Consider the following 17904-nt stretch of genomic DNA (forward strand, 5'->3'; position numbering starts at 1 on the left):
AAAGATTTTCGCCATTCTAGCGCTGGAAATCGATGAGATAGAAATAATTTTTCGCCCCGTGCGGCATATCCTTCCTCATCAAAAAACCTATAACGAGACTATGAATACCATGACCATCCCGGCGCCGTTCCTGGCCGACCCGCACTATGCGCTCGACGACAACCTGACCCGCGCCGAAGGCCGCGTCTTCCTGACCGGTACGCAGGCGCTGGTGCGCCTGCTGTGCATGCAGAAGATTTGCGACGAAGCGCAACAGCTCAACACCGGCGGCTTTGTCAGCGGCTACCGCGGCTCGCCGCTGGGCGCCGTCGACCAGGAACTGTGGCGCGCCCAGGAGCTGCTGCAACGCCACCACGTCGAGTTCCTGCCGGCGATTAACGAAGAGCTGGGCGCGACCGCCGTGATGGGCTCGCAGCAGGTCGAGGCCGACCCCACGCGCAAGGTCGATGGCGTGTTCGCCATGTGGTATGGCAAAGGGCCGGGCGTGGACCGCGCCGGCGACGCGCTCAAGCACGGCCACGTGTACGGCTCGTCGCCGCATGGCGGCGTGCTGGTGATACTGGGCGACGACCATGGTTGCGTATCGTCGTCGATGCCGCACCAGAGCGAGCAGGCGCTGATCGCCTGGGGCATGCCGGTGATTAATCCGGCCAACATCCAGGAGTACCTGGAGTTCGGCCTGTACGGCTGGGCCATGTCGCGCTACTCCGGCGCGTGGAGCGGCTTCAAGGCCATCTCGGAAACCGTCGAGGGCGGCGCCGTGGTCGAGCTGCCGCCGCTGCCGCGTTACGTCGAGCCGACCGATTACGTGGCGCCGCCGGACGGCCTGCACAACCGCTGGCCCGATTTGCCCGGCCTGGCGCTGGAGGTGCGCGTGGCCGCCAAGCTGGAGGCGGTGCAAGCCTTCGCCCGCGCCAATTCGATCGACCGCATGGTGGTGCGGGCGCCGCAGGCCACCATCGGCATCATCAGCGCCGGCAAGGCCTACCTCGATCTGATCGAGGCGCTGGAGCGCATGGCGCTGCCGATTGAAAAATTGGAGCAGTTGGGCGTGCGGCTGTACAAGCCGGGCCTGACCTATCCGCTGGAGCGCACCCGCCTGGCCGCATTCGCCGAAGGCCTGACGGAAATCCTGGTGGTGGAAGAGAAGGGCGCCGTCATCGAACAGCAGGTCAAGAACCTGTTCTACAATCTGCCGCAAGCGCAGCGCCCCATCGTCGTCGGCAAGCAAGACCGTGATGGCCATGCGCTGCTGTCGGCGCTGGGCGAGCTGCGGCCTTCGCGCATCGCGCCGGCGCTGGTGCGCTGGCTGGCGCCGGTGTTCCCGCAGCTGGACCTGGCGCGCATGCTGCCCGACTTCTGCGCGGCCGAGCTGCTGTCCAACGGCGCGGACAGCGTCAAGCGCACGCCGTATTTCTGCTCCGGCTGTCCGCACAACACATCGACCCGCGTGCCGGAAGGGAGCCGCGCGCTGGCCGGCATCGGCTGCCACTTCATGGCGACGTGGATGAAGCGCGACACCAACTACCTGGCGCAGATGGGCGGCGAGGGCATCAGCTGGGTGGGTTCGTCGCGCTTCGTCGGCGAGAAGCACGTGTTCCAGAACCTGGGCGACGGCACCTTCTACCATTCGGGATCGCTGGCGATACGGCAGGCGATTGCGGCGCGCACCAACATCACCTACAAGATCCTCTACAACGACGCGGTGGCGATGACCGGCGGCCAGCCGGTGGACGGCAGCCTGTCGGTGCCGCAGATCGTGCAGCAGGTCTGCAGCGAGGGCGCGAAGAAGGTGGTGGTGGTGACGGACGCGCCGGAAAACTATCAGGGCGTGGCGCTGCCGGAAGGCGTGACGGTGCACCACCGCAGCGAGCTCGATGCGATGCAGCGCATGCTGCGCGAGATCGCCGGCGTGACGGTGCTGGTGTACGACCAGACCTGCGCGGCCGAGAAGCGCCGCCGCCGCAAGAAGAACAAGCCGGACAAGGTGGTCTTCCCCGATCCCGCGCGGCGCATGGTGGTCAACCCGGCCGTGTGCGAAGGCTGCGGCGATTGCGGCGTGCAGTCGAACTGCCTGTCCATCCTGCCGCTGGAGACGGAACTGGGACGCAAGCGCCAGATCGAGCAATCGTCCTGCAACAAGGACTACTCCTGCGTTGAAGGCTTCTGCCCGAGCTTTGTCTCGGTGCTGGGCGGCTCGCTGCGCAAGCCTGCCAGCGTGCAGCTGTCGCTGGCGGACCTGGAACGGGCGCTGGCCGCCTATCCAACGCCGCCGCACCACGCGCTGGCCAAGCCGTTCGAGATTCTGGTGGCCGGCGTCGGCGGCACCGGCATCGTCACGGTCGGCGCGCTGATTACGATGGCGGCTCACCTGGAAGGCAAGGGCGCTTCGACGCTGGACTTCATGGGCTTTGCGCAGAAAGGCGGCGCGGTGCTGTCGCATGTGCGGGTGGCGTCGTCGCCGTCGCGCCTGAACCAGGTGCGCATCGATCTGCGCCAGGCCGACGCGGTGTTCGCCTGCGACCTGGTGGTGGCGGCCATGCCGGATAGCCTGTCCGTCATGCGCCAAGGTCACACCAAGGTCGTGGCCAATGAACGCGAGATCCCGACCGCCGAATTCACCCGCGAACGCGACGCCTCGATCAACAAGGCCGGCCTGCTGGAGAAGCTGTCCGCCTCCGCCGGCGCGGCCAATGTGCTGCAGCTCGACGCGCAGGAAACCGCAGCGCGCTTCCTCGGCGATCCTATCGGCGGCAACATCCTGCTGATGGGCTACGCGTGGCAACTGGGCCTGGTGCCGGTGGGGCTGGAGGCGCTGATGCGGGCGATAGAGCTGAACGCCGTCGCCGTCGACATGAACAAGCGCGCCTTCATGCTGGGCCGCCTGGCCGCTGCGGACAGCTCGGCGCTGAACCGCCTGGCGCAACCGGCGCAGCAGGTGATCCAGTTCGCCGCGCCGAAATCGCTGGACGAGATGGTGGCCTTCCGCGTCGACTGGCTCACCGGCTACCAGAACGCCGCCTACGCGCGCCAGTACGCCGACGCGGTGGCCGCCGTCGAACAACGCGAGCTGGCGCTGGATGGCAGCGGCTCGCGCCGGCAGCTCAGCAAGGCGGTGGCGCGCAATCTGTTCAAGGTCATGGCCTACAAGGACGAGTACGAGGTGGCCCGCCTGCATGCCGATCCTGCCTTCCGCGCGCAGATCGCCGCGCAGTTCGACGGCGACTACAAGCTGGCCTTCCATATGGCGCCGCCGCTGCTGGCGCGCCGCAAGCCCGGCTCCGATGTGCCGGCCAAGATGACCTTCGGCGCCTGGATGATGCCGGCCTTCGGCGCGCTGGCTCGCTTCAAGGGCTTACGCGGCACGGCGTTCGATGTCTTCGGCTACACGCAGGAGCGCAAGCGCGAGCGCGCGCTGCGCGACCGCTACCTGGCCTTTGCCCGCGAAGTGGCGGCCGGCGCGTGGGCGGACAACAAGGAAGTGGCATTGAAACTGGCGCAGTTGCCGGACCAGGTACGCGGCTACGGCCACGTGAAGCTGGCGGCGCTGGACAAGGCGGATGCGGAATGGGCCGCGCTGACAGCCCGCCACCGCGCCGCGCCGGTGGTGGAGCTGAAGCGCCAGGCCTGATCAGTTCTTGGCCGGGTCGTAGGACAGCACGACTTTGTAGCCTTCCGGCGCGATCGAAGTGTCGAAGGGGTAGGTGGCAAAGTTCTGCTGGTCGACCAGTCCCAGTTTGATCAGGATGGTGTGCGGCAGCTCCTTGCCGCGCCCTTCGAGCAGATTGACGGCGGCGTTGATCGCCACCCGCGCCTGGCTCACGCCCTTGGTGTCGGCGGCGGCGTAGATGTCGCCGCTGTGTATCATGTGGGCGATCTCGCCGGTCAGGTCGTAGGCGACCACGCGCAGCTTGCCGTTCAGGCGCGCGTCCTTCACCGGCTGTACCGCCGCCGGCGCGCAGCCGGTGCAGCCGATCAGGTAATCGAGCTTGGCGCCGTGCTTGGCCAGCATCTGCGTGGCCAGCTGCGTCTGCACCTTGCGGTCGCTGTCGCCGTAGCGGATATCGATGATGTTCACCGCGATCTGCGCTTCTTGCGCGGCGATGCGCGTGCCATCCACTTCACCCTTGACCCATCCCGCGCCCATGGGGCCGGGCAGCAGCGCGATGTTGATCGACTTCAGGCCGCGCTGCTGGGCGTCGCGCACCGCCCAGCGGGTCGCTTCCATGCCCATGCTGCGCAGCGAGGTCGTCACCTTGATCGCCAGGTCGTCGCTGCGGCTGTCGTTGGCCAGTTCGAACACCGGTATGCCGGCGGCGCGCGCCTTGGCGATGGAGGCGTTATTGGCCGTCATGCCGATCGGCGAGATGACGATGGCGTCGTATTTGGCGGCGATGGCGGCGTCCATCTGGCGCAGCTGGCCTTTCAGGTCGTCGTAACCGGTGGCCGGCAGGATGTCGACGGCCACGCCCAGCCGGCGTGCTTCGCTGATGACGCCATAGCTGCAGCCGGCCCAGTACGGGTCTTTCAAATGGGGGAAGAGGAAGGCGATGCGCCAGTGCTTGCCGGCCTTGGCGGCCATCGGATAGGTGCCCGGCACCACACGGCCGCTGGCCAGCGCGTCGTCGGCCGAGCCCTTCGCTTGCAGCGGACGGAAAATCGAGTCCACCGGCACCGGCGCGAACTTGACCGTGGGCGCGAGCGCGGGCGCGGGCGGCACGGCCAGCGCCGGCCAGGCGCACAGGCCGAGCGCGCCGATGCAGGCGAAGTTTCGTAAACGGCGGGTGAGCATGCGGTGTTTTTCTTCCATATCGGCGGACAGGACTTGTTTAGTACAATTCTAACCGCATCGGCAGGCCGCCGGGCAAGCTGACAATTGTCATGTCAAAGTTGTGGCATTTGCTTCTGGCCGCATCGTCCTCATGGCGGCACACTGACACCATACCAACCTTGGAGAGTTCCATGAAACCTGTATTGTCGAAAGTGTTGTTTGTTTGTGGCCTGGGCCTGACCATTCCGGCGCTGGCCGATACCTGGCTGATACGCGATGCCCGCGTGTTCGACGGTGAACAGATGCACGCCAAGCGCTCGGTGCTGGTCAAGGGCGACAAGATCGTCGATGCAGATTTCCGTGGCCGCGCGCCGGCCGGTGCGCGCATCGTCGAAGGCGCCGGCCGCACGCTGATGCCAGGCCTGATCGACGCCCACGTCCACGCCTACCGCTTCCTCGACCTGCCGCTGATGTTCGGCGTGACCACGCAGATCGACATGTTCACCGCCGTCGCCACCATGCAGCAGATGAACCAGAAGATGCGCAGCAACGACAACCGCGGCGAGGCCGACGTCTACTCGTCCGGCACCCTGATCACGGCGCCGGGCGGCCACGGCACCGAATACGGCATGGCGATTCCGACGCTGACCCGCCCCGAGGATGCCCAGGCCTTCGTCGACGCCCGCATCGCCGAGGGTTCCAACTTCATCAAGATCGTGATGGAAGAGGGCTCGCCCGCCCACCCGATGAAAACGCTGGACCTGCCGACGGTGAAGGCGGTGATCACCGCCGCCCATGCGCGCGGCAAGCTGGCGGTGGTCCACATCAGCAGCCTGGCCAGCGCCAGCGCCGCGCTGGAGGCCGGCGCGGACGGACTGGCCCACCTGTTCGAACGCGGCCGTCTGAGCGATCAGGAACTGGCCGCCTTCGTCAAACTGGCGCGGCAGAAGCACGCCTTCATCGTGCCGACCATGAGCGTGTTGGAGAGTGTCGCCGGCCTGCGCGAGGAGGATGTGCTGGGCGACGCCGGCCTGACCGGTTTGCTGAACAAGGAGCAGACGGCGCCGCTCAAAGTCACCTATGGCAAGCAGGCCAATCCGGTGCTGATGGAGGCGCCGCGACAGGTGGTGGCCGCGCTTAACAAGGCGCGCGTACCGCTGCTGGCCGGCACCGACGCCGGCAACTCCGGCACCCAGTACGGCGTGAGCCTGCTGCACGAACTGAGCTCGCTGGTGCAGGCAGGCCTGACGCCGCCGCAGGCGCTGGCCTCCGCCACGTCGGCGCCGGCGCGCGCCTTCAAGCTGGCCGACCGTGGCCGCATCGCCAAAGGCTACAAGGCCAATCTGCTGCTGGTGCAGGGCGACGCCGGCAGCGATATCGGCGCGCTGCACAACATCGTCGAAGTGTGGAAGGACGGCGACGCCGTCAGCCCGCTGCGCAAGGCGCAGCAGGAGAAGGTCGCGGCCGAACTGGCGCCGCGCACGCAGCAGCCCTTGGCGCTGCCGGCCGATGGCCGCATCAGCCAATTCACGGCCGACAAGCTGGCCAGCCCGTTCGGCCTGGGCTGGGGACCGTCGGTCGACAAGTTCATGGGCGGCCAGTCCAGCGTCGAGTTGAAGGTGCAGGACGCCGGTGCGGACGGCCAGCGTCCGCTGGCGGTGAATGCGAAAGTGGCGCAGGGCTTTGCCTATCCATGGGCGGGCCTGGCCTTCATGCCGGGCGCGCAGCCCATGCAGCCGGCCGACCTGCGCGGCGCCAAGGTGCTGCGCTTCCGCGTCAAGGGCGATGGCCGCCGTTACAACGTCGCCGTGATGTCGACCGGCGTGTCGATCCCGGTCAACCAGTCGTTCCAGGCGTCGGAGCAGTGGCAGGAAGTGGTGCTGCCGTTCGACGGCTTCAAGGGCATCGACTTCGGCGCCGTCACCATGATCGCCTTTAACGCCGGGCCTGAACTGGGCGAGTACAGCTTCCAGATCGCCGACGTGCGTCTGCTGAACGAGTAAAGGGAGCGGATGAACGTGGGAATACAACACAGCCTGGCGGCCACGCTGCGCGGCCCGTGGGTGCCGCCGGCGTTGGGCAAGGCACCGTATATGTGGACGCTGTCGCTGATGTTCATGCTGTGGAAGTATGCCTACGTTCGTCCCGGCGCATTGGAGCTGGCCTTGCTGGCGTTGACGTTGCTGGTGTTCTTCCCGGTGTACTTCAACAGCTTCTGGCACAGCAACCTGAAGGCGATGCCGCAGCTGCTGGTGGTGCTGATGCTGGGCGTGCTGTGGGCACCCTACAATCCGGGCGCCAGCAACTTCTTCATCTTTGCCGCGGCCATGTGCGCGCGCATCGAGCGCCGGCGCTACGCTTATCTGGGCATCGCGCTGGTCCTGCTGTGCGCCTGCCTGATTACGCCGTATGTGAGCCTGAAGATCAACTTCCTGGTGCCGGTGCTGATCGTCGGTGCGCCGGTCGGCGTGGCGGCGATCGTCGAAGAAAGCCTGCGGCGCTCGCGCTTGCAGCTAATGCACAAGCAGGAGGAAGTGGCCCACATCGCCCGCATCGCCGAGCGTGAACGCATCTCGCGCGACCTGCACGACCTGCTGGGCCATACGCTGTCGATGATTACGCTGAAAGCCGAACTGGCCGGCAAGCTGCTGGAACGCGACCCGCAAGCCTGCCGCAGCGAGATCCGCGATATCGAGCAGACCGCGCGCCAGGCGCTGAGCGAGGTGCGGTCGGCGGTGACGGGCATACGCCAGACCGGCTTCTCGCATGAACTGGCGACGGCGCGCGCCAGCCTGGCGGCGGCCAGCGTCGGCCTCACCGAGGACGTGGAGCCGTGCGCCTTGCCGGCCACGCTGGAGAGCGTGCTGTCGCTGGCGCTGCGCGAGGCGGTGACGAACATCCTGCGCCACGCAGGCGCCAGCCACTGCGAGGTGCGGATGTCGCTGGAGTCGGGTATGGTGGTGCTGCGGGTGCGCGACAATGGCCGCGCGCTGCCGGACGGCGGCGCCATCGAGCATGGCAACGGCTTGCGCGGCATGCGCGAGCGGGTGGCGGCGCTGGGCGGCCGGCTGGCTTTGCGGGTGGACCGCGGCGTGGCGCTGGAATTGAGTTTGCCCATGGGAGGGGTTGCATGACGATGATTAGTGTGGTGATCGCGGAAGACCAGGCGCTGGTGCTGGGCGCGCTGGCGGCGTTGTTGAAACTGGAGGGCGATCTGGATGTGGTGGGGCGCGCCTCGAACGGCCAGGAGGCGCTGGCGCTGTGCCGCGCGCTGCGGCCGGACATCCTGCTGACCGATATCGAGATGCCGCTGATGACGGGCCTGGAACTGGCCGCCGCGCTGGCCGGCGAAAGCCTGCCGACGCGGGTGATGATCGTCACCACCTTCGCCCGCAGCGGCTATCTGCGGCGTGCGCTGGGCGCGGGCGTGCGCGGCTACCTGCTCAAGGATGCGCCGGCCGAGACGCTGGCGGCGGCCATCCGCACCGTGCATGCGGGCGGCCGCGCCATCGCGCCGGAGCTGGCGCTGGAAAGCTGGAGCGGCCGGGAAGATCCGCTCAACGAACGCGAGCGCCAGGTGCTGCGCCTGGCCGGGGAAGGCAGGAGCAGCGGCGAGATCGCCCGCCAGATCCACCTGTCCGAGGGCACGGTGCGCAACTATCTGTCGGAGGCGATCAGCAAGCTCGACGCCGGCAACCGGGTCGAAGCCTTCCGCCTCGCACGTGACGCGGGCTGGCTTTAAGCGCCTCCGGTAAAATGAGCGCCTTTCCGTCCAATACTGGAGTCGCCATGTCCCGCCAACTCTCCGCCGCCTTATTCCTCACGCTGTTTGTCGTTGCCGCCCACGCCAGCGAATCGGCCAGCGGCAAGTTCACCGCCAACGCCAGTTGCGAGGCTTACTCGTCCTTCGCCAAGCGCAGCAATCCGGGCGACGCGCATGTGGTCGCCGGCACCGCCTACACGGTGCGCGAAATTAACAAGGTCGATTACGACTGGCTGCGGGTGGAGGTGCCTGGCGCCGAGCCGCAACTGCGTTGGGTGCAGCGCAGCTGCGGCACGCCTGCGCTGGCCGAGCACCCGGCCAAGGCGCCGTCGGGCGGCGGCGACAGCTGCAGCATCCCCAACCAGCAGGACAGCTACGTGCTGGCCATCACCTGGCAGCCGGGCTTCTGCGAGCATGTGCAGTACAAGGGCAAGAAGCCGGAATGCGACGCCATGAACAGCGGCGCGCTGGCGGCGAAGACGCTCAGCCTGCACGGCCTGTGGCCGAACAAGAAGGAATGCGGCACGCACTACGGCAGCTGCGACGGCCCGCAGTTCGCGCTGACCAAGGAAACCATCGATCAGATCTCGCCGTGGATGCCCAACTTCTATTTCGAGCGCACCTTCGGCGCCTATGAGTGGAACAAGCACGGCAAGTGCCAGGCGCTGCCGCCGGACGCGTACTTCATCAGGGCTGTGTCGGCGGTGCGGGTGGTGAATGATTCGGAAGTGGGCAAGATCGTGCTGGGCAGCGCGGGCAAGAGCTTCCGCGTCGGCGACTTCTTCGACCGCCTCAAGGCGCGCTACGGCGAGCAGGTGGCGGCGCGCGTCACGCTGGTGTGCACCGACCGTAAGTACCTGCAAGAGATCAGGGTAGCGCTGCCGCTGGACTTCAGCACCGAGCGCGAGCTGCCGCAACTGGTGGGCAGCGGCGGACAGGCGGCGCCGCGCGAGATCGGCTGCGACGACGAAGTCTACGTCGAGGCAGCCGGCAAGCACTAGAACTAGGCGGGGTTCGGCACTTCCTTCAAGCCAGTCCAGGAGATCGTCGTCGTTTCGGTCGCCACGACCGAAGCGCCGGGCTGGATGGTTTCGGCGAGGCGGTGGATGGCGTCGCGCACTTCGTTGATGGTTTCCTTGCCGTGGTAGATGAAGGTGCCCGGCGGCAGGAAGTAGCCGCGGCCGTCGTCGGCCTTGATGCCGCCGGCGATGTTGTATTTCGCCAGTTCGGTGCTGAGCCGCGTGATCGAGTCTGGCGCAGCATCGGTAAAGGACACATAGATTATGTAGTTGATCATGGTCACGCCCTTATTGAGGAAGCATGAATCATGCGCCAAGCTTTCTGCAAATGCAACCCTCCATTGGACGATGGAAAACGCGCCGCCCGCGGCGGCATGCCAAATGGGATCAATGCCTGTTCAGTCTGCCGCGCAGTGCGCGGTGGCCGCTTGCGCGGCGTTCGGCTGCACGCCGGCCGGCCCGGTGAAGAAGGTATCGGCGATCGAGCGGATGGTGCGCAGGTATTCCGTGTTCAGGCCGCTGTCGGGCAGCGGCCGCCGCGTGTGGGTCTCGATGAAGACGAACAGTTCCAGCATGCCGATCGAATCGATGACGCCGCCCTCGATCAGATCGGCGTCCATGCCCAGGCTGTCGCCGCGGACGCCCGACAAATCGGCCAGGAACTGGCGCAGCAGGGTGATCGACGAGGTGTCGGCGACGGCGACGGCGTCCTGCGGCGCCCGGTCCGGCATCTCCAGCAGGCTGGCGTTGTAGTCGCCGGCCAGCACATGATTGATGTAGAGGCCGCTGCCGCCGAGCACGCGGTAGCTATGCTCGGCGCCGGCCGGAATCAGCATGGAGGCCGGGCTGTGCAAGACGCGGATTTCGCCGTCCAACAACACTTCGACACTCAATCCGGTCAGGCCGTCTTCCTTGCCGATGAACAGGAAGAGGCTGTCGCAGCCATGCCGGTGGGGATCGACATGGGCCGCCGCCGGCGTGTGTTGCGGCGGAATGTCGCGGACGATGCAGTACTGCCGGGCGTCGTCGACGAAACGGTTGTCGACCATCACATAGCGGGAACCCGGTCCGGCGCGGTGATACTTCAGCTCGGTCGCACTGATCACCTGCGGCGACACCACCAGCCTGTCTATGGTGCGTGGCGTGGGCGGCGGCGCCAGTTGCACGGCGCGGCCGCAGCGCTGGGCGTCGAACACGGCATAGGATAGCGGGCTGCGCTGCATCGCCTGGGTGTGCAGCCTGGCGGTGTGCGTGAAGGCGTTCTGGCCGACCACGGGGCGGCGATGGTCGGGCGCGGAACGGGTGGCGGCCGCCACGAAGGCCGACAGGTGTTGCAGCGCCTGCGGCTGCCGCAGCGGCTGGTATCCTTCCAGATCCAGGTTGGCCAGCAGCAGCGCCAGGTCGGTGATGCCGCAGCGTTCGCCGATGCCGTTGACCGACGTGGAGATCCAGTTGGCGCCGGCCTCCAGCGCGGCCCAGGCGTTGGCCATCGCAAAGCCGCGATCGTCATGGATGTGCACCTCCAGGTCGACGCCGGGCAGCGCCGCGCGCAGCGCCGCCACCTTGGCGCCAAACACGCTGGGCGTCATGGCGCCCAGCGTGTCGGCATAGCAGATGCGGTCCGCGCCCTCGTCGATGGCGGCGCGCAGCACCCGGATCACCAGCTCGTCCGGCGTGCGGGAAGCGTCTTCCACCGTGTAGCGCACGCCCAGCCCCCGCGATTTCGCATACGCCACGCTGCGGCGCACCATCTCCATCACCGAGGCGGCTGGCCGCCCGCCCAGCCGGGTCAGGCGCGACACCCGGTTGATGCCGCAAAAGATGCCCACCCACTGGGCGCCGCTGTCCGCGGCGGCGTCGATGTCGGCGCGCTGCGCCCGCGCGTGCGACAGCAGCGGCGTGGCCAGTCCGAGCCCGCGCAGCGCGCGGATGCGGCGGCGCTCCTCTTCGCCCGCCAGTGCGTGGCCGCATTCAATCATGTCCACGCCCACCGCCTCCAGCAGGGTGGCGATATGGCAGGCCTGCTCGACAGAAAAACGGACTGCCGGCGCTTGGTTGCCCTCGCGTAGCGTGGCGTCGACGATGCGGATCTTTTGCATGGCACTATCCCTGTTCAATCTGGATGGACCCGCCCGGCGACGATCGCCAGCGGCATGCTGATGTGCAGCGGCGCCAGCTGCGAGAAGCGCGCTTGCGCCGCCGCCACCAGCGTCGTCAGGCGGGCGGCGACGTCGCTGTCGAGCATGGCCTTTTTATACGAGGACCAGGTCTGCATATAGCCGATCAGTTGCGCGACGCTCCAGCGTTCGCGGATCTCCAGCGGCGGCGGCGCGACATGCGCGAAGGGGAAGGCGATGTCGGCGTCGCGATAGCCGTCCCACAGTATGCGGTTGTTGGGCGCCCAGTAAGGCGCGAGCAATTCGCGCATGGGCATCACCAGCGCCGCCATCACCTCCGCTTCGCAGTCAAACCAGGCATAGCCCCAGGCGCAGAACAGGGCGCCGGGCTTGGCGACGCGGCGGACCTCCGGCCAGAACGCGGCGTAGTCGAACCAGTGGAGCGCCTGGGCCACGGTGATCAGGTCGAAGCTATGCGCGGCGAACGCGGTGCGCTCGGCCGGTTGCGCGGAATACTGGACATTGGGCGCGGGCAGGCCCTGGCCGACCTGTTCCGGGCTGAGGTCGGTCGCCATGACCTGGCCGTAGTGGCGGGCCAGGTCGACCGCGGCCTGGCCGTTGCCGGTGGCGCAGTCCCAGGCTAGGTCGTGCGCGGCGGTCTGCTGCCGCAGCCAGTCGAACAGCGCGGGTGGATAGTGCGGACGCGCCAGCGCGTATTGGTCCGAGCGTTGGGCGAAGGTATTGGGCGGTTGCGTCATGTGGACTCCGTGGAATGGACGTGGCCGGTGCTGCCCAGCCGGTTCAGATACGATGACCCCTGGCCGACGCCGCCGCGGAAGCTGCCGGCGGTGCAGGAACCGGCCAGCGGATGCAGCGCCAGCGGCAACGGCGGGCTGTCGAACGGCGCCACCCAGGTGCGCAGCGCCAGACGCTGGGCGTCGTGCGCCGGCGCGTCGACATACGCGCTGCGCGCATGCATCACGCGGTAGTTATCCAGCAGCAGCAGCTCGCCCGGCGCGGGGGCGAAGCTGTGCGCTTGGCGCAGATCGTCGAGTACGGCATCCCAGCGGTCCAGGGCCTGCAGCTGGCGTGTGCTCAGGCGCGGGCAATCGGCATGGCGCTGCGAGTCGGCGATGAAGCGGCGAATGTAGTGGCCGTAGACGACGCCGTCCCGTTCCCACAGGATGGGTCGCCAGTGCCACAGCAGCGACGGGAAAATCCGCTCCTCGCGCAGGTCGAGCGGAAAGCCGTCGAACAGATCGGGCAGCATGGCCGGCGCCTGGGCCCGCACTTGCTCGACCGCCTGCGCATAGGGCACGACGCTCAGCTGCCCGCCGTTGCTGCTGGTCCGCACGTACAGCAACAGGTTCAGGTCGCAGCGGTCGCTGTGGAAGGCCAGCGCGTTATTGGTCTGGTGGCCGCGGGTGCCGGGCAGCGCATAGTCGCGCCGCTGGTCCTGGACGTGGGCCAGCTCGCCCTCCGAATAGGACTGCGGCAGCACGAAGCCGATCTGGCGCGAGACCAGCAACAGCAACTGTTCGATGCGCTCCAGCGGATAGAGCTCGGGGCGCTCGACCAGCGCCAGCCTGGCCACGCCATGCCGGGCCAGCGGCGCGGCGACGGCGGCCACCACGGCTTGCGCCAGTTCGGCCGCGTCGGCGCCGTCCGGGACGGGCCGGGCGAGCCAGCGCAGGACCTGGGCGCGCAGCGCGGCGGACGGGGCGGCACAGCTTAAAGCGGGCATGGTGTGGGCTCCCCGGTGGCGGCCTGTATCCAGGCGGGTGAAAAGGCGTGCGGCAGGCCGGCCACGATATGGTGGTCGACGCTGCCGATATCCAGCGAACGCAGCCATTCAGCGGTGGCGTGCACCGGCGCCCGCGTCACATACGGGTCCAGCGTCGACGAGTACAGCGCCACCCTGACGCCGCCGCGCCGGCCCGGTTCGGCCCGCTCCATATACGGCGCCGGCAAGAATGCCGCAAACGCGGCGGCGCGGACGATATTCAGGCGCTGGCGCGCCGCCAGCGCCAGCGCCAGCATGCCGCCCTGGGAGTGGCCCAGGATGCCGAGCGGCGTCTGCGGCGCGATACCGGCCTGCTCCAGCCTGTGCGCCACCAGCGCTTCCAGCCGGGGCCCGCAGTCGCGCAGCGCCGCCGCCAGCCGGTCGTGCCGGCCGGTGAAGGGGAACCAGCGCCGGTTGCCGCTGACCGGCTCGGCTTCCAGCCCGTCCAGAAACAGCCGGGTCGGCGCGTCGTCCCCGAGCGCGCCGCTGCCGGCGGCCTCCCATTCGGCCTGGAACAGCTGCGCCGAGCTGCCCCAGCCATGCAAACAGATCCAGATCATGGCGGCAAGACCTCCTCCTGCCGCTGGCCGGGGCCGAAGGCCACGGCCGGTTCGTTGAGATCGCCGCGGCCGCAGCGGGCGAACGCCAGCACCAGCCCGATGCGCTCGCAGTCCGAGGTGTTCGGGCCGCTGGCATGCACGGTGCGCCGGTCCATCACGATGCAGTCGCCGACCTCGGCCGTCAGCGCCTGCGGCGCCGCCAGGCCGCTGACGTCCATGACCTTATGAAACGGGTGGCGCAAGTCCCAATAGAGCTTGCCGGGCGGCGCCAGGTGGCTGCCGGGTAAAAACTGCAGGCAGCCGCTCTGCTGGGGAATCGGCGTCAACGGCACCCAGGCGGTCAGGCCGGCGTCGCACGGATGTCCCCACAGATCGGCGTCGCAATGCCAGCCGACGTAAGAGCTGCTGTGCGGATACTTGATGAAGGCGGCGCTGCGGATCAGGAAAAACTCCGGCCCCAGCAGGGCGCGCGGCAGCGCCAGCACGCCGCTGTCGGCCAGGAAGCCCTGCCAGAACGCCGGATCGCTGTGCCACAGCCGGCGCAGCTTGATCGGCAGCGCGTTGTGCCGGTTCAGGGGATCCCGGGTGGCGGCCAGGTCCGCGCGCTGGCGATGGGTGACGATCCAGGCGGCGGCCTGCGCCGCGGCGGCGCGGCCGATGGCGGCGTCGAAGCGCGCGTAGCCCTCGGCCTGGTAGCGCTCGGGCGTCATGCGCTCACCCACCGGCCCAGGGTGCCGTCGAGGTGCATGCGCGACAGATCGTTGCGCAGTATCTTGCCGTTCGAGTTGCGCGGCAGCCCGCGCGCCGATACGTACAGCGCGTTCGGCACCTTGGTGACGCCGAGGTTGTCGCGTATCCATTGCAGCAGGGGCGAGGCCGTGGTGGCCGCCGCCGTCTGCACCACCACGCACAATTCGTCGCCGGACGGCAGGTCGCGGCCCTTGAAGGCGCAGGCATCGACGACGTCGGGCGCGCGCCGCAGATAGTGTTCCAGCTCGTGCAGATAGTAGGTGTAGCCGCCGCGCAGCACCATATCCTTCTGGCGGCCGCGGATGTAGTAACGGCCCGCACTGTCGCGTTCGGCGATGTCGCCGGTCTTCAGCCAGCCATGCTCCCAGCTGTCGCCGGTGGCGCGGGCATTGTGCAGATAGGCGCCGGTCGCCATCGGGCCGCTGAGGTGCAGCTCGCCCTGGGCCGGGCCGTCGAGGATGCGGCCGTCGGCGTCGACCAGGCGGGCGGCGACGCCGTGCGCGGGGCCGATGGTGGCGCTGGCCAGGCCATCGTCGCTGCGGCTGCCGAAGAACACGGCAAAGGTCAGCTCGGTCAGGCCGTAGCAATTGAAGACGCGGACCGGGAAGCGCGCCTCCAGCGTCTGCAATTCCTGCTCCGCGACCGGCGCCGCCGAGCAGAAGGCCAGCGTCGCGGCCGGGCCGGCGGACGGGCGCGCGGGCAGGGTGTTGATGAGCCGTACCAGGGGCGGCACCAGGTAGACGAAATCGCTCGCATCGTCCAGCACGGCGTTCCAGCTGGCGGCCACATTGGCCAGCGTAAAACTGGGGAACAGGCGGGTGCCGGCGCCTACTTCACGCGGCAACAGGAAGCAGACCCCCAGCACGCCCAGCGAATTGATGTCGAACAGGCAGGCGCAGCGCGTCACCGTGCTGAAATCATGGCTGGCCAGGCAGCTGCGGTAGGCGCTGCGGATCTGGCGGTGCGTGATCGCCACGCATTTGGGGTTGTCGGTGGTGCCGGAGGTGGTCGCATACAGGGCGACCTGGTCGAGGCCGTGGCCGCGCGCGGCGCCGGCCGCCGGCGGCAGGGCTGGCGCGTCCTGCCAGCCGGGAAACGCATGCCGCCGCAGTCCGGCCAGGTTGCTCGACACGCTGGCCTCGGCGTCGGCAAACACGGTGTCGCAGCCCAGCAGCGTCAACAGGTCGTCGACGATGGCGGCGCGCCAGTGGCGATCGAGCAGCAGCACGCCGGCGCCGATGCGCCACAGCGCGTTCAGCAGCACATGGAAGGGGGCGTCGTTGGCGCAGACCAGCGCCACCACCTGGCCGGGGGCGATGGCGCCGTCCAGCTGGCGGGCGACGCTGGCGACCGCCGCCTCGAATTCGCGCCAGACCAGGCCGGTGCGGCCGGCGGCATCGCGCAGCACGCTGTGCTCGGGGCGGCGGGCGGCCCAGTAGCTGACAACCTGGTCCAGGCGCAAATCGGCCGGAGCCAGATGGGATTCAGGTGTTTGCATCGAGCAGTTCGCTTTCCAGTAAAAAGGTCAGGGACATCAGCAGGCACAGGATGTCGGCGTCGAAGCCGTCGGCGGCATGCAGGCGGGCCAGCGCCTGCGCCACGGCGCCGGCGCCGAACAGGCGGCCGCATTGGCGGCGGATGCGCAGCGCCATCTCGTCGCGCGCCAGGCAGCGCAGCAACATGGCGTCGGACGATTTGAAGCGCACCTTGGGCCGCAGCGCGCGCGGGCCCAGCTGCTGGTGGTAGGCCTGGCGCAGGAAAGTCTTGCCGAGGCCGCCGGTCAGGGTGCGCCAGTCCAGGCTGAGCGCCAGGTCGGGGATGTGGTTGTACAGGAAGGGCACCCGCCCTTCGATCGAGCGCGACATCAGGCAGACGTCGCTGCGCAGTAGCAGCCTGGTCAGCCGCATCTGGGTTTCGATCGCCCGCAAGTCATGGCAGGCGCCGTATTGCTGCGCAAAGCGCTGCTCGACGGCGTGCGCGGCGGCGTCGCCAAACAGGTCGCCGACCAGCCGGCGTCTGGCGGCGTTGCGGTAGTAGTCCTGCACCGCGGCGTGACCGTCGACCTTGGCGTAACTGCCATAGCCGCCGAAGTACTCGTCCACGCCTTCGCCCAGCAGCATCGCCCGCACGCCGTGGGCGGCGGCGGCATCGGCCAGGCGCTGATACAGGGGCAGGCTGGACATCGTGGTCGGCTGGCCGAAGGCGCGCGTGGCGGCGGCGAAGCCGGTCAGGAAATCCTGGTCGCCGACCGGCACCACGACGTGCTTCCAGGTCTGCCAGGCGCCTGCCGGGGGCAGGCCCAGCTGCGCCAGCGCGCCCAGGTCGTCGTCGCCGTCCGCGGTCTGCACGGTGACGCAGACCACGTTTTCCACGCCCTGGGCGTTGAGCTCGCAGGCGAGGATGCTGGAATCGAGGCCGCCGCTGAGGGCCAGCCCCAGCGGCCCCGAGCCCTGGGCGCTGCGCCGCACCGATGCCGCGATCGCCTGCCGCAGCTGCGCGGCGTCCGGCGCCGCCGGCGGCGCCGGGCGTTGCGCGCGCTTGGGCGTGCGCCGCAGGCCGTCGGCGTCGATGGCGACATCGTCCTTCCACACCAGGGAAACGCCGGCCGCGCAGGTCTGGTCGCTCAGGTACCAGCCGTAGGCAAACAGCTCGGCCAGCGCGCCCCGGTGCAGCCGCGCCGGCGCGCCCTGCCGCAGCAGCGCCGCCATTTCCGAGGCGAAGACGATCTCGTCGGGAAGCTGGCGCACAAACAGCGGCTTGATGAAGTGCCAGTCGGTGGCCAGCGTCACTTGCCCCTGCCGCGGTGCATAGCGCGAGTAGGCGTACATGCCGTCCGCGCCGGGGGTGTGCGCCGCCAGCGCGATTTCGCTGTCCAGGCCCTCGACCGCGGTCAGATAGCGGCGGCCGGCGTGCTGGCCGTAGACCTGGCCGTTGTAGGCCGACACCGCGTCGGCCTGGCGGACCGGCAGCGCGATGTCGGCGCCGCGAAAGCGCAGCCGGTTCATGCCCAGCGCCAGGCGCTGGTCGCGAAAGACGCCCAGGCCGTCCGGGCCGCGGTGGCGGATGCCGTCGAAGACCGCGTCGAAGACGCTGGCCGGGGCCGTGCCAAATGATCCTGCGATGCCGCACATGGATGGCGCT

14 protein-coding genes are annotated in these 17904 nt (G+C 68.6%); 5 read left to right on the forward strand and 9 right to left on the reverse strand.

The genetic code is table 11. The features are described 5' to 3' along the window. Positions 1–100: 100 nt before the first annotated feature. Positions 101–3631 carry an indolepyruvate ferredoxin oxidoreductase family protein gene (locus GEV02_RS19645; protein WP_174999185.1) on the forward strand — a complete coding sequence of 1177 codons (3531 nt, stop codon included), beginning with the start codon at positions 101–103 and terminating at the stop codon, positions 3629–3631. Here the strand turns inward: GEV02_RS19645 and torT are convergent, their stop codons facing one another. Beyond that, on the reverse strand, positions 3632–4792 hold the full coding sequence (gene torT / locus GEV02_RS19650; RefSeq protein WP_235922841.1) for a TMAO reductase system periplasmic protein TorT: 1161 nt from the start codon (positions 4790–4792) through the stop codon (positions 3632–3634). A gap of 170 nt (positions 4793–4962) precedes the next feature. Between torT and GEV02_RS19655 the strand changes: the two genes are divergently transcribed. The 4 genes from GEV02_RS19655 to GEV02_RS19670 are packed head-to-tail and all read left to right on the forward strand — an operon-like array spanning position 4963 to position 9535. Further along, entirely contained in the window at positions 4963–6774 is a 1812-nt protein-coding gene (locus tag GEV02_RS19655; RefSeq protein WP_152839579.1) for a CIA30 family protein, read from the forward strand. 15 nt (positions 6775–6789) lie between these two features. Beyond that, a complete protein-coding gene (locus GEV02_RS19660) occupies positions 6790–7905 on the forward strand; it encodes a sensor histidine kinase (RefSeq protein WP_328595868.1) in 1116 nt (371 codons plus the stop codon). Continuing rightward, entirely contained in the window at positions 7902–8513 is a 612-nt protein-coding gene (locus GEV02_RS19665; RefSeq protein ID WP_217433150.1) for a response regulator transcription factor, read from the forward strand. Before GEV02_RS19660 ends, GEV02_RS19665 begins: the two co-directional genes overlap by 4 nt. A gap of 47 nt (positions 8514–8560) precedes the next feature. Further along, positions 8561–9535: a ribonuclease T2 family protein gene (locus GEV02_RS19670; protein WP_152839583.1), complete on the forward strand. Its 975-nt coding sequence runs from the start codon at positions 8561–8563 to the stop codon at positions 9533–9535. 2 nt (positions 9536–9537) lie between these two features. On the opposite strand, the gene GEV02_RS19675 is transcribed toward GEV02_RS19670, so the two are convergent. From GEV02_RS19675 to GEV02_RS33705, 8 genes are all read right to left on the reverse strand, one after another. After that, positions 9538–9831, reverse strand: a complete 294-nt coding sequence (locus GEV02_RS19675) for a hypothetical protein (protein ID WP_152839584.1) — start codon at positions 9829–9831, stop codon at positions 9538–9540. Positions 9832–9951: 120 nt separating this feature from the next. After that, positions 9952–11652 (reverse strand): 2-isopropylmalate synthase, encoded by a 1701-nt coding sequence (locus tag GEV02_RS19680; RefSeq protein ID WP_152839586.1) that lies wholly within the window; start codon positions 11650–11652, stop codon positions 9952–9954. A 14-nt stretch (positions 11653–11666) separates the two neighbouring features. Next, the gene (locus GEV02_RS19685; RefSeq protein ID WP_152839587.1) at positions 11667–12428 is read right to left on the reverse strand and encodes a class I SAM-dependent methyltransferase; all 762 of its coding nucleotides are present in this window, start codon (positions 12426–12428) and stop codon (positions 11667–11669) included. Then, a complete protein-coding gene (locus tag GEV02_RS19690) occupies positions 12425–13414 on the reverse strand; it encodes a TauD/TfdA family dioxygenase (protein WP_174999187.1) in 990 nt (329 codons plus the stop codon). The genes GEV02_RS19685 and GEV02_RS19690 overlap by 4 nt, the downstream gene beginning before the upstream one ends. Beyond that, positions 13402–14013, reverse strand: coding sequence for an alpha/beta hydrolase (locus GEV02_RS19695; RefSeq protein ID WP_152839590.1), 612 nt, complete (start codon positions 14011–14013; stop codon positions 13402–13404). Before GEV02_RS19695 ends, GEV02_RS19690 begins: the two co-directional genes overlap by 13 nt. Next, entirely contained in the window at positions 14010–14723 is a 714-nt protein-coding gene (locus GEV02_RS19700) for a phytanoyl-CoA dioxygenase family protein (protein ID WP_174999189.1), read from the reverse strand. The genes GEV02_RS19695 and GEV02_RS19700 overlap by 4 nt, the downstream gene beginning before the upstream one ends. Further along, a complete protein-coding gene (locus GEV02_RS19705) occupies positions 14720–16261 on the reverse strand; it encodes a class I adenylate-forming enzyme family protein (RefSeq protein WP_152839594.1) in 1542 nt (513 codons plus the stop codon). The genes GEV02_RS19700 and GEV02_RS19705 overlap by 4 nt, the downstream gene beginning before the upstream one ends. Then, entirely contained in the window at positions 16248–17894 is a 1647-nt protein-coding gene (locus tag GEV02_RS33705) for an asparagine synthetase B family protein (protein WP_152839596.1), read from the reverse strand. Before GEV02_RS33705 ends, GEV02_RS19705 begins: the two co-directional genes overlap by 14 nt. Positions 17895–17904 lie beyond the last annotated feature (10 nt).

Source organism: Rugamonas aquatica (assembly GCF_009380215.1).
Taxonomy (GTDB): Bacteria; Pseudomonadota; Gammaproteobacteria; order Burkholderiales; family Burkholderiaceae_D; genus Rugamonas; species Rugamonas aquatica_B.